General features: G+C 69.6%; 13 protein-coding genes. 6 read left to right on the top strand and 7 right to left on the bottom strand.

All coding sequences use genetic code 11. From position 1 onward, the window contains the following. Window positions 1–7: 7 nt before the first annotated feature. From EIZ45_RS24905 to EIZ45_RS24895, 3 genes are all read right to left on the bottom strand, one after another. Complete coding sequence (locus EIZ45_RS24905; RefSeq protein WP_043837717.1) at window positions 8–373, bottom strand: glyoxalase; 366 nt, start codon at window positions 371–373, stop codon at window positions 8–10. A 10-nt stretch (window positions 374–383) separates the two neighbouring features. Continuing rightward, on the bottom strand, window positions 384–1,274 hold the full coding sequence (locus EIZ45_RS24900) for a hypothetical protein (protein ID WP_240690689.1): 891 nt from the start codon (window positions 1,272–1,274) through the stop codon (window positions 384–386). Window positions 1,275–1,346: 72 nt separating this feature from the next. Further along, a complete protein-coding gene (locus EIZ45_RS24895) occupies window positions 1,347–2,384 on the bottom strand; it encodes a tetratricopeptide repeat protein (protein WP_134663876.1) in 1,038 nt (345 codons plus the stop codon). Between the two features lie 242 nt (window positions 2,385–2,626). Here EIZ45_RS24895 and EIZ45_RS24890 point away from each other — a divergent pair, with 242 nt between their 5' ends. From EIZ45_RS24890 to EIZ45_RS24880, 3 genes are all read left to right on the top strand, one after another. Beyond that, window positions 2,627–3,286: an HNH endonuclease family protein gene (locus EIZ45_RS24890; protein WP_134663874.1), complete on the top strand. Its 660-nt coding sequence runs from the start codon at window positions 2,627–2,629 to the stop codon at window positions 3,284–3,286. Between the two features lie 13 nt (window positions 3,287–3,299). Further along, the gene (locus EIZ45_RS24885) at window positions 3,300–3,953 is read left to right on the top strand and encodes an alpha/beta fold hydrolase (RefSeq protein WP_134663872.1); all 654 of its coding nucleotides are present in this window, start codon (window positions 3,300–3,302) and stop codon (window positions 3,951–3,953) included. 86 nt (window positions 3,954–4,039) lie between these two features. Beyond that, complete coding sequence (locus tag EIZ45_RS24880; protein WP_134663870.1) at window positions 4,040–7,756, top strand: S8 family serine peptidase; 3,717 nt, start codon at window positions 4,040–4,042, stop codon at window positions 7,754–7,756. A 29-nt stretch (window positions 7,757–7,785) separates the two neighbouring features. On the opposite strand, the gene EIZ45_RS24875 is transcribed toward EIZ45_RS24880, so the two are convergent. After that, on the bottom strand, window positions 7,786–8,787 hold the full coding sequence (locus EIZ45_RS24875; RefSeq protein WP_037807267.1) for a LuxR family transcriptional regulator: 1,002 nt from the start codon (window positions 8,785–8,787) through the stop codon (window positions 7,786–7,788). 124 nt (window positions 8,788–8,911) lie between these two features. Between EIZ45_RS24875 and EIZ45_RS24870 the strand changes: the two genes are divergently transcribed. After that, a complete protein-coding gene (locus tag EIZ45_RS24870; protein WP_134663868.1) occupies window positions 8,912–9,430 on the top strand; it encodes a hypothetical protein in 519 nt (172 codons plus the stop codon). Here the strand turns inward: EIZ45_RS24870 and EIZ45_RS24865 are convergent. The 3 genes from EIZ45_RS24865 to EIZ45_RS24855 form a co-directional block, all read right to left on the bottom strand. After that, the gene (locus EIZ45_RS24865; protein ID WP_043837705.1) at window positions 9,376–9,795 is read right to left on the bottom strand and encodes an ATP-binding protein; all 420 of its coding nucleotides are present in this window, start codon (window positions 9,793–9,795) and stop codon (window positions 9,376–9,378) included. The two genes, EIZ45_RS24870 and EIZ45_RS24865, sit on opposite strands and share 55 nt — an antisense overlap. A 64-nt stretch (window positions 9,796–9,859) precedes the next feature. Further along, window positions 9,860–10,636, bottom strand: coding sequence for a SigB/SigF/SigG family RNA polymerase sigma factor (locus EIZ45_RS24860; protein WP_037807274.1), 777 nt, complete (start codon window positions 10,634–10,636; stop codon window positions 9,860–9,862). Further along, complete coding sequence (locus EIZ45_RS24855; protein ID WP_037807276.1) at window positions 10,633–11,049, bottom strand: anti-sigma factor; 417 nt, start codon at window positions 11,047–11,049, stop codon at window positions 10,633–10,635. The genes EIZ45_RS24860 and EIZ45_RS24855 overlap by 4 nt, the downstream gene beginning before the upstream one ends. 151 nt (window positions 11,050–11,200) lie before the next feature. On the opposite strand from EIZ45_RS24855, the gene EIZ45_RS24850 reads away from it, so the two are divergent. Both EIZ45_RS24850 and EIZ45_RS24845 read left to right on the top strand, forming a co-directional pair. Then, window positions 11,201–11,506, top strand: a complete 306-nt coding sequence (locus EIZ45_RS24850) for a WhiB family transcriptional regulator (RefSeq protein ID WP_009086013.1) — start codon at window positions 11,201–11,203, stop codon at window positions 11,504–11,506. Window positions 11,507–11,726: 220 nt separating this feature from the next. Then, the gene (locus EIZ45_RS24845) at window positions 11,727–12,080 is read left to right on the top strand and encodes an STAS domain-containing protein (protein ID WP_009086015.1); all 354 of its coding nucleotides are present in this window, start codon (window positions 11,727–11,729) and stop codon (window positions 12,078–12,080) included. Window positions 12,081–12,129: the final 49 nt, after the last annotated feature.

The following is a 12,129-nucleotide window of genomic DNA, read 5'->3' as shown; positions in this document are numbered from 1 at the left end:
AAGCGGCTCAGCCCTCGAGGAACTCCAGCCGGTTGCCGACCGCATCGAAGGTGTGGAACCGCCGCCTGCCGGGGATTTCCGCGGGATCGGCCCACGTCACGGACCGGCCGGAGGCTTCGATCGCGGCGGCGACCGTATCCACGTCGACCACGAACGCCGGGTGCGCCTTGAGCGCCGGACGGAAGTCCGCCTCGACGCCGACGTGCAGTTCGCCGTCCGGCCCGCCGACGCCGGGCACCTGGAACCAGCAGCCGCCGCGTGCCGCCAGCAGCGGCGGTTTCGGCAGTTCCGGCCAGCCGAGCACACCGGTGTAGAACGCGCGTTCGTCGTCCTCCGCGCCCGCTGGGCAGGCGACCTGCACGTGATGGATCATGCTTCGCAACCTACGCCAGCTCAGCGGGTTTCGGCTCCGGGAAAGCGTAGAACCGCACGGCCAGATCACGCGCCTCGTCGGACGGACCGGGTTTGCGCGCGGCGTAGCGGTGCACCAGTTCCAGGTACTCCGCCTCGAACTCCTTCAAGTCCTTGTGGCTCAGCCGGATGCCGGCGCGGCTCCCGGCGGTCCAGCCGTCGAAGGTGTCGCGGCGTTCGGCGGCCCAAGCCATCAGGCGCACCTCGCGGTCGTACTTCGCGTCCAGGTAGGCGGCCAGCTTCGGCCGGTCCTCCTCGGGGAAGTCCTCCGGCCTGGCTTCGTTCGTGCTCTGCGGGACGGAGCGCCAGCGGCCATCGCGGGCGCGGCGCGTGTATCCGGCGTGGGTGAGGGTCAGCAGCGCGGCCGGGACGTCGATCGACGGGATTTGCGCGCGCAGTTCGGCCGAGGTGGCGGGGAGCAGCCGGAGCAACCGCTGGTAGTTCGGGTTCGTGTGCACGGCGATGTCGCGCATGGTCAGTGGGCGCGGTCGCGCGTTCCCGGCGAGCAGAGCACGCGCGCGCAGCATCAGGAACACCGCGATCGGCACCTCCGCCAGCAACGCGGTGCCGATGCTGGCCCACTGGTCGGGGCCGCCCCAGTCGAGAACGACGTCGAACCAGGCGTCGCAGCACAGCAGCGCGGCGGTCGCGGCCAGCATCGGCACCGAGGCGCGGCTGCGGCGCATCCCGAGCAGCACGGAGGCGGCGAAACACAACAGCAGGACGATGTCGAAGCCGACCCAAGCGACCCGCCACTGGCTCGTGTCGAAGTGCTCGGGCAGGGTCAGCCCGAGGTAGACGGTCCACGGCACCAGGAACACCGCGATACCGGCGAGGATGGCGAGAAGCACGCGTCGGAACACCCGATCGACGCTAGCCGCGCCGGCGCCGGGGAACATCGGGGAAGTTCCCGGAGATCGACCCCGAGAAAGCGTCTACTGTGGACGGTCGGCGGCGAGGGCCTGCCAATGGTCGGCCTCGGCGGTCGCGCCGCGGGCGCGCAGCATCCGGGTCAGGCTCAGCATGCCCTGGACGTCGCCGGTTTCCGCGGCGACCCGGAAGCAGCGTTCGGCCTGTGCCAGGTCGCTGCGGGCCTCGGCGAGATGGCCAAGGTTGGTGAGCGCGGGGATGCTGCCGTGCTCGGCGGCCTTGCGGTACCAGGCCGCGGCCTCGCCGTCGTCGCGGCGATTGCGGGCGAGGACGCCGAGGTTGGTCATCGCCGCCGCGTCGCCCGCCTCGGCGGCTTCGAGGTACCAGGTCTCCGCTTCTTCGAGGTCGCCCCGGCGGTGCAGCAGCAGCCCCAGCCGCACCTTCGCCTCGACGTGCCCGCCTTTCGCGCCGCGCCGGAACCATCGCTCGGCGTCGCCCTCCCGGTTGGCGCGTTCCGCTTCCCGGCCCAGCAAGCAGGTCGCGGAGAGGTCGCCCGCGTCCGCCGCGGCTCGCCACCAGTGCGCCATTTCCTCGAGTGCGCCGAGTTCTCGCAGGACAGCGCCGAGGTCCAGCATCGCGGTCGCGTCGCCGTCCTCGGCGGCCGCGCGGCACCAGCCCTCGGCGTCGGAGTACCGGCCGTCTTGGACCAGCAGGTGGCCCAGCAGTCCGGCCGCCTCCGTCGCGCCGGCTTGGAACGCGGCGGCGTACCAGTGCTCGGCGTCGCCGAGACGACCCTGGTTTTCGCAGGTGCGGGCGTATCCGACCATCCCGTGCGGTTCGCCGGCCTGCGCGGCTTCGTGGTACCAGCGGGCGGCTTCTTCGTCGGCGCCGCGTTCGGCGAGCAGATGGGCCAGCGCGGTCATGGCGATCCGGTCGCCGCCGTTCGCGGCCCGCCGGTACCACTCCTCGGCTTCCGCCGCATCGCCGCGTTCGCGCAGGTCAGCAGCGACCCGCGTCATCGCTACGACGTTGCCGCCCTCCGCCGCCTTCCGGCGCAGGTAGTCATCGACTCGTGTGTTCCACTTCCGCAGCCGCCCGGGCATCTCGCACCCGCTCCTTTCCGGCTCCCCACTCAAGTCAATCGTTTCGCGACGCGCCCGCGTGACACCTTCGCGAGCGTTATCCACCCCCGCTGATCTGGGCTTTTTCGTTGACCGGCAACAACTGGCCCGACGTGGTCCTTGCCACGGCTCGAGCGCTGCCGAGAGTGTCTGCGCGATTACCGGCCCGGCGACAGGCATACTCCGGCTCCCCGAAGTCCCCGCCCGAGAGGATCCCGCGCACCATGGCCCGGCCGTTCCCCACCAAGCGCACCGTGCTGCTCGCGGTCGTGCTGCTCATCGCTGTCGTCGGGTTTTGGTACGGCCAGCGAGAAGTCGGCAACACCCAGTCCGAGGCGGCGCCCGCGTCCGCCGCGGACGCGACGAAGCAGCTGTCCGAGCTGAAGATCGGCGCGCGCGGCACCATGACCGGCTATTCGCGCGACAAGTTCAAGCACTGGGACAGCCAGGGCGACAACTGCGACACCCGCGAGGCCGTCCTCAAGCGCGCGGGCAAGGACGTCAAGGCGGGCAGCGACTGCAAGCCGACGTCGGGCACCTGGCTCAGCGTGTACGACGGCCAGACCTGGACCAAGGCGACCCAGCTCGACATCGACCACATGGTCCCGCTCGGCCAGGCCTGGGTGAGCGGCGCGCGCGACTGGACGCAGGAGAAGCGCGAGCAGTTCGCGAACGACCTCACCCGGCCGCAGCTGTTCGCGGTGACGGCGAGCGTGAACCGGCAGAAGAGCGACAAGGCTCCGGACGAGTGGAAGCCGCCGCTGGTGTCGTTCTGGTGCACCTACGCGACCGACTGGGTCACGGTGAAGCACTACTACGGGCTGACGATCACCGACATGGAGAAGAACGCGCTGCAGGACATGCTGAAGCGCTGCCCAGCGTGACAAGCTGGGCCCTATGGCGACCTTCGCACTGATCCACGGGGGCGGCGGCAGCGGCTGGGACTGGCACCTGGTCGCCGCGCGGCTCGAGGCGTCCGGCCACGAGGTCGTGGCACCGGACCTGCCCATCGAGAACCCGCAAGCGACGCTGACCGAGTTCACCGACACCGTCGTCTCGGCGATCGGCGACGCGCAGGACGTCGTCGTGGTCGGCCATTCCTACGGCGGGTTCACCGCGCCGCTTGTGGCGGAGCGGGTCGGCGCGCGGCTTCTCGTGTTCGTCGCCGGGATGGTGCCCGCGCCGGGCGAAGCTCCGGGGGAGTGGTGGGGCAACGTCGGCTTCGAATCGACCGAGGGGTTGAGCGTCACCGAGCAGTTCATGGCAGACGTCCCGGCCGAGCTGGCGGAGGAAAACGAGCGGCGCGGACGGGATCAGAACAGCGCCGAGTACAGCGTTCCGTGGCCGGGCGAGCGGCTGCCGGACGTGCCGACGAAGGTCTTGCTGTTCCGCGACGACCGGTTCTTCGCCGCGGATCTGCTGCGTCGGGTCGCGCGCGAGCGGCTGGGAGTGGACGCGGACGAGATGGCCGGCTCCCATCTCGCGCTGCTGAGCCGTCCGGACGAACTGGCTGACCGCCTAATGGCGTATTACGCGACGGTGGCTGGCTAACCAGGCGCTGTCCCAGTTGCGACATGTCGCAACGGCGACACCGCGAGGTAGTGACGTGAACCCCGGCTCGCCCCGAATCTTGTGCGATGACGTGGAGATCACGAGCCATCACTCTCGGCTGCACGGGCGCACTGGTCGCGGCACTCGGCCACGCGGCGCCCGCGGCGGCCGAGCCCGCGAGCGGTTCACCGGCGCCTGGTCCCGGTGAACGGCACACGGTCACCTTGCTCACCGGTGACGTCGTGCAAGTCGAAAGCGTCCAAGGCGGCAGGCAGATCGCGACGGTCCGGCCGGGCAAGGGGCGGGAGAACATCCGCTTCACGCAGTCCGAAGTGGACGGAAAACTGCAGGTCATCCCGGCCGACGCGGTATCGCTCGTCGCGGACAAGCGCCTCGACAAAGCCCTGTTCAACGTCACCGACCTGATCGCGCAGGGGTACGCCGACGAGTCGAGCCCGACGGTGCCGATGATCGCGCACTACGCGAAGGGCGTCTCGATCGCTGCCGCGCCGGCGCTCGCCGCCACCACGCAGGGCGCCGAACTGCCCAGCGTGAACGGCCGTGCGATGCGGGAAGACAAGAAGCGCGCCGGGGAGTTCTGGAAGTCCTTCACCGGTCCGCACGCGGCTTCCGGTGCGGTGGAACGGATTACGCTGGACCGCAAGGTGCACGCGTCGCTCGACCGCAGTGTCCCGCAGATCGGGGCGCCGGAGGCGTGGGCGGCCGGATTCGACGGATCCGGCGTCGCGGTCGCCGTGCTCGACACCGGCTACGACCCCAACCACCCGGACCTCGCGGGCAAGGTCGCCAAGTCGGCCAACTTCTCGACCAGCCCGGACGTCGTCGACCGGTTCGGCCACGGCACGCACGTCGCGGCGACCATCGCGGGCACCGGCGCGGCCGCGGGCGGCACGCGCAAGGGCGCGGCACCCGGCGCGAAACTGTACGTCGGCAAGGTGCTCGGCGACGACGGCACGGCCTCGTCTTCCGAAGTCCTGCAAGGGATGGAGTGGGCCGCGAACTCCGGCGCCAAGGTGATCAACATGAGCCTCGGCGGCGGCGCGACCGACGGCACCGACGACCTCAGCGTCGGCCTCAACGAACTCACCGCCCGCACTGGCGCGCTGTTCGTGGTCGCCGCGGGCAACGACGGACAGGAAGGCGCGTCGACCATCGGCACGCCCGGCACCGCGGATTCCGCGCTGACCGTCGGCGCGGTGGACCGCAAGGACGAGCTGGCCCCGTTCTCCAGCATGGGCCCGCGGCAGGGCGACCAGGCCGTGAAGCCGGACATCACCGCGCCCGGCGTGGGAATTGTCGCGGCGCGCGCGGCCGGCACTTCGCTCGGCGAGGTGGTGGATCAGTACTACACCGCGGCGTCCGGCACGTCGATGGCGACTCCGCATGTCGCTGGCGCGGCGGCGATTCTGGCGCAGCGGTATCCACAATGGACCGCTCAGCAGCTCAAGGACGGCTTGGCCAGCACGTCGAAGCCTTCCGCGGGACTGAACGCGTTCCAGCAGGGCGGCGGACGAGTGGACGTCGCGGCCGCGGCGGTGCGTCCTGGAGTCTTCGCGACCGGCACGCTGAACCTCGGCCCGGTCACCAACGACAGCGGTCCGGTGCGCAAGGAAATCACTTACACCAACACGACTTCCGCGCCGGTCACTCTCACGCCGAAGCTCGACCTGCGCCGCGGTGACGGGGCCACTCCTGGCGACGCGGTGAAGCTCGACAAGTCCACTGTGGAGGTTCCGGCCAACGGGACCGCGACAGTCGCGATCACCGTCGACTCGGCCGCGCTGGTGCCCGGCAACTACACCGGCAGCGTTCTCGTCGGCGCCGTGCACACGACGGTCGGCCTGGTGAAGGAACCGCCGAAGCACAAGGTGAGCATCACCGGCATCGGGCGCGACGGCAAGGCGTACCCGATGGATCTCCAGCTCTTCGGCGACGACATGCGGTACGACATCGTCCGGACCATCCAAAGCGACCACCCGTTCGTCACCGAACTCCCGGAGGGCACCTACTACGCCCGCGGGATGTTCCACACCGGACTGGCTCCGGACGAGGAACTCGCGATCGTGCTCAAGCCCGAGTTCACCATCACCAAGGACCTGAACCTGGTGCTGGACGCGCGGAACGCGGTGCCGGTCGAGATCAAGACGCCGCGGCCGTCGACGCTGGAAAACATCATCAGCAGCTACGCGCACCGCGAATTCGGCTCCCGCAAGATCTCGAACTACGTCATGGAATTCCCCGGCGTTCGGCACATCTACGTGACGCCGACGCAGAAGGTGAAGAACGGAACCTTCGAATTCGGCTCCCGGTGGCAACTCACCGCGCCGATGCTGACCGCGACCACGTTGCCGTGGCTCGGCATCAAGACCGAACTGTTCTACTACGCCTCGTCCCCGACGATTTCCGGGATGAAATGGCTCGACGTCGTCCCGGTCGACGCGAACAAACCGGAGCAATACGCCAAGGCACGCGGGAAAATCGCGGTGGTGACCCCCGCGAAGGACGGCACCAACCCGGAAGAGGCGGCGAAGCTGGCCGCCGCCGCGGGCGCCGCGATGGTGATGGTCGTCAGCCTGCCCGACGAGCACACGTACGCGCACTGGCAGCCGCGAGGCAAGCGGTTGCCGATTCCCGCCGTGCGGGTCACGAACGAACAGGGCATGAAACTGGCCGACCGGGCGAAATTCGGTTTCACGAGCATGCTCCTGCACGGCACGCCGGTGAGCCCGTACCTGTACGACATCATGCAGGTGACGCACGACCAGATTCCGGACAAGATCGTCTACCAGGTCAGCGAGCGCAACACCGCGACGGTCACCGCGAATTACCACGCGACCGGCAAGGACGAATGGCTTTCCGAGCAGCGGTTCGGCTGGCGGCCGTGGGAAAAGACCGCGATCAACCAGTATCAGCGGTACGCGCACACCGGAACCGCCCGCCAGGAAATCGTTTCGACCGACGAGACGATCTGGCAGCACCGGGTGAACAACAAGCTCAGCTGGGACACTTTCCAGCCGCTGGGGGTCGGCATGCTCGAACAGCCGCATACGCTGAGCCCTGGGCAACGGACGACGGAAAACTGGTACGCGCCGGTGGTCCGCCCGGCGATCCCGCGCGGAGCCGGACTGGAAACCTCGCGCACCGGCGACACTTTCGCCTTCCGCATCCCGGAGTTCGCCGATCCGGAAACCTCGCACTACGCGTTCTCCGAAGCGGAATTGGGCGATGAGCAACCGGACCAGGTGAGCGCGAAGCTTTACCAGGACGGAAAACTCGTCAAGGAAGGCCCGGCGGCGTGGGGCAAGTTCCCCGCTTCGGCGGACCCGGCGAAGTACCGGCTCGACCTGGCGCTGACCAAGTCCACTCCGGACTGGGCCTACGGCACGCACACCGAAACGTCGTGGACCTTCGAATCGAAGCGGCCCGCTGAAGGCAAAACGGACCTGCTTCCGTTGCTGCAGGTGGATTACGGCGTGCAGACCGATCTGGCGCAGCAGACCCGCGCCGGGCGTTCGCTGCCGGTCGAGTTCACCGTCCGCAACCAGGACGGCATGGCCGCGCCGAAGAATCCGCGGCTGACCGTCGAAGTGTCCTATGACGACGGTCGCACGTGGACGAACGTCAAGCGGATGGACAGCCTCGGCGGCGGCCGCTTCCGCGCCGTGGTCGACCATCCGCGGCTGGACCGCACCAACGGGTTCGTCGCGCTGCGCGTGCACGGATCCGACGGAGACGGGAACGCGGTGCAGCAGACGGTGCTTCGCGCCTACGGGCTCTCCTGAGAAAGAGGCAGCCGGATAACCCCCCGCGGTTATCCGGCTGCCGCAGGCTCGTCGAGCCAGCCCTGCCTGCTGACCTCCCACGCCAGCTGCATCCGGGTCTGCACGTTCATCCGGGTCATCAGGTCGTGGATCCGCCGCTGCACGGTCCGCTGGCTCACCGCGAGCCGCGTCGCGATCGCCTTGTCGGTCACCCCGGCGACCAGCAGCGACAGCAGGTGCAGCTCGTCGCGGTCCGGACCGGCGCCGCCGGGAGCGTCCTGCGGAGTCCCGTCCGCGCGCAGCGGCCACGCGCGTTCCCAATAGCTTTCGAACAACGCGATCAGCGCGGCCAGCAGACTGCTCTCCCGGATCAACGCGGCGGTCGGTTCGCCGGAGCCGTCGAGATTCTGCACCAGCGGGCACAACGCGATGGTGCCGTCGGCGATCGCCAGCCGCACCGGAACCACGGTGGACGACCGCGCCTCCTCGCCGTGCCGGATCCCGTGCGCGACGTTCTCGATCATGCCGGGCTCTTCCAGCATCGCCCGCTCGTAGACGACCCGGTACCGCACGCCGCGAGCCAGCGCGTCGTACTCGTCGGCGTTCTCGCCCGACGCCATCGCGATGTGCCCGGCCCGGCAGAACCACAGCAGCTCGTGCCGGGCGCCGACCTGGATGTTCGTCAGCTGCTGCCGGATCGCCGCGCTCCCGGTGATCACCTCGACCAGCTGCGTCGCGTCCCGCCGTCGCGCACCGCCGCGGTACTCCTCGGCCATCCGGCTCACCGCGGTGCGCGCCCATTCCAGGGATTCCTGCCCGCGCATCAGCAACGGCCCGAACGCGACGTCCGGCGGCGACGGCGCGTACCGCGGCTCGTCCCCGGCGACCAGGCTGACCAGCCCCTTGGCGTGCAGCGAACGCAGGATCGCCGACACCTGCGCCGCGCTCAGCCCCAGCTGCTCGGCCACCTGCCGCGGTCCGGCGTCGAACATCCCCACGAGGAGCCGGTAGACCCGCTCTTCCTCCCCAGTCACCCCGATTGCGTCCAGCATCCGGCGAGCGTAAGGCACCGGCAACGGGAGCGAACGAGACAAAACCGGACAGCGCCCGCCGGGGACCAGTCCCGGCGAACCGGACTACAACCGAGCCTGCCGTCCCCGATCAGGAGGCTCGACGATGACCGACGATCCCCGCTCCGCGACGTCCCCCGGCCCGGATGACCAGGCCTTCCCGGGAAGATCGCGCAAACCGCTCGCCCGGCGTCCGGCGCTGTGGATCGGACTCGCGTCCGCGGCCTGCTTCATCACCGGGATCGTGTTCTTCCTGCTGCCGGTGACTGCCCTTTATTACCTCGACGACGCCGGTAACCCGGCCGACGTCCGGGCGATCTACGGCACGCGAAGCGACCAGATGCTGGGGCTTCCGGCGAATATGTTCGGCCAGGGCGACCCGCCGACGGACACCACGAGCGTCCGGATCGGCTGCGGCACGGCGCTCAGCTCGCCGGAGAGCTGGCTGATCGCCGAGGCGCACGGAGCGGAAGGCTGTGCGGCCGCCGAACGGCCGCGCATGATCGTGGGCTGGCTCGGAGTCGGGCTAGGGGTGCTCGGCGCGGCCGGGCTCATGGTGGGCGTCCGCCGTCAGCTGAGGCCGAACGCCGCCCAGACGCACTTGCCGCCCTCAGCCGGGTCGTAACCCCAGCGCCGGGACAGCGCGCGCACCAGCTGCAGCCCCCTGCTGCGCGCCGCGGACGGGGCGACCGGTTCCTTCAGCTGCGGAATGGAGGCAGAGGTGTCGAAGACCCGCACCATCAGTTCGCCGTGTTCGAGCCGCAGCTCCAGCCGGTCCGGCCGGTCGCCGTGCTCGAAGGCGTTGGTGACCAGCTCGGAGGTCGCCAGCAGCACGTCGTCGCGCACCTGGTCGGGAACGTCGAGCTGGGCGAGCGCGGCGCGAACCTGTGCCCGCGCGATGGCGGGCGCGGTGACGTCGTCCGGAAGCTCCAGAAGCACGGTGGCGGCAGTCGCCCCGGTGCTCCTGGTCGGCATCCTCGACGTCGTCATGGCTTCTGCACCTCCCGGCCGCTGTGCTCGCATGTGGTGTTTACCCAACCCGGCCGAAAGCGAATCAGGTGCCCTCGGTGATGTCAGTCTCGGCCAGTCCGGTACGGAGCTTTTTCAGCGTCGCCGCGAGCAGCCGCGACACCTGCATCTGGGAAACCCCGACGCGGCGCGCGATGTCCGACTGGCTCATCCCGGACCCGAACCGCAACGCCACGATCTTGCGCTCGCGCTCGGGCAGACTGTCCAGCATCGGCCGCAGCGCCTCGCGCAGTTCGGCTTGGCCGAGGTTCGCGTCCGGCGCGCCGAAGCGCGTGTGCGCGGAGTTCTCCAGCAGGTTGTCCAGCGAGGCCCCGTAACGGCCTTGACCGGCCCGCAGACCCTCGTAGACGTCCTCGATCGGCACCCCGAGATGCCGCGCGATCTCACTGGGCTTCGGCGCGCGCGAAAGCCGCACGGTCAATTCCTCGCGGGCGGCCGAGATCGTCGCGTTGAGTTCCTTGAGCCGTCTCGGCACCCGGACCGACCAGCTGTTGTCGCGGAAGTGGTGACGCAGTTCGCCGGAGATCGTCGGCACCGCGAAGGCGAGGAAATCGGTGCCCTGCGCCGGGTCGTAGCGGTCCACCGCGTGGATCAGGCCGACGGTCGCGATCTGCACGAGGTCGTCCATCGCCTCGTCGCGGTTGCGGAACTTCCGGGCGAGATTGCGCGCCAGTTCGAGATGCTCGCGCACCAGCTGGTCCCGGATCTCCTCGCGGCGCGGCGCGTGCTCGGGCAGCTGCGTCAGCTCGTGGAACAGTGCTGCCACGTCGGTGGGCTTGTCGCCGCCGGCGGGGTTCGTCACGAGCTGGCCGCCTCACTCTCCCGGACCAGTTGCACCCGGGAGAGGTACCGGCCGTCGGCCGGGGTCACGGTGCGCCGCGCGGAGGTCGCGAGCGCGGTCAGCAGCTGCCAGGACAGACCGGTCTCGTCGCCGTGCTCGGCCCGGTCGGAAACCACCGACACAGTGACCTCGATCCGGCCCTCCAGCCAGGAGAACACGCAGGTCAGCTTGCCGTCGGCGGCCGAGGGCAACAGCATCGAACAGGCCTCGTCCACGGCCATCCGCAGGTCCTCGACCGCGTCCAGGTCGAAGTCCTGGCGCATCGCGATGTCGGCGACGATGGTGCGCAGGGTGGGCACCACGTGCGGGATAGCCGCCGTCCGCACCTCGATGAGCTGTGCGTCCTCGCGCTCGAGCGGGGCGTTCTCCTCCACGTGCTGTCCTCTCTCCGGCGTGCCACGCCAGTCTTTCGTGCCCGATCTGCCACATGCCCGGGGGGTGAGCAAACCAAACCCGGGTTTGACCGCCGCGACCGGCGGGCATGTAGCCGTCGAGTGTGCTGATCCCGGGAAAGGTGGGGACGACATGGCTGACGTGAGCCGACTGCCCAACGTGGTGGCCGAGGAGTGGGAGTGGCAGCTTCAAGGCTCGTGCCGCGGCGCGGACAGCAGCCTGTTCTTCCATACCGACAATGAGCGCGGCTCCGCGCGCGAGCGCCGCGAGTCCCGTGCGAAGGCGATCTGCCACACGTGCCCGGTGCTGGCCCAGTGCCGCAAGCACGCGATGACCGTCGAAGAGCCGTACGGGATTTGGGGCGGGCTCGGCGAGATCGAGCGCCGTGAGCTGTTCATGCGCGAACGGCGAGCGAAGCGCAAGACGGTGTCTGCCTGAGCTGACCGACCCCCGCGACCCGCGCGCCCACCTGCGGCGCGCGGGGTGCTGTGCGTCCGCCGTCGCCCGCGCGCCAAGGGTGTTGCCATGTGCCGACGCGGACTCAGTCACCCACTGGGTTAGGGTTGAGTCTCCAGATGCTTGGGACCGTGACACGGTTGCCTCTTGAGACAACAGGCGCGTACCGGCGCAGGAGCAGCGCCTGACGAGGAGAAACTGCATGCCCGCAGCCGACCAGAACGCCACTCCGCCCGGATTCGGCATCACGCTGGACACCGCGGCCGCCGAGCCGAGGGTCGTGGTCACGGGTGAGCTCGATCTGCTCACCAGCCCGCAGCTGCAGGAAGCTCTTGCCGGATTGATCGCGGACAAGAATTCCCGTCGCGTGGTGGCCGACCTCACCGGGGTGACCTTCTTCGACTCATCGGCGCTGAACGTCGTCCTGCACGCCCAGCGGCAGGCCGGGGAGCAGGACGTCGAACTCGAGGTCGTGCCGAGCCCGGCGGTCAGCCGGGTGATCGAGCTCACCGGCGTGGCCGAACACCTGAGCGTGTCGGAGGAACCTCCGGCCTGATCTCCCGATACGGTCGCGCGGACTGCGAAATGGCCCGCGACCTGGGGGA

Origin of the sequence: Amycolatopsis sp. CFH S0740, from assembly GCF_004522315.1 — a bacterium.
Lineage (GTDB): Bacteria > Actinomycetota > Actinomycetes > Mycobacteriales > Pseudonocardiaceae > Amycolatopsis > Amycolatopsis nivea.
This window is presented reverse-complemented; position numbering and strand designations above follow the sequence as displayed.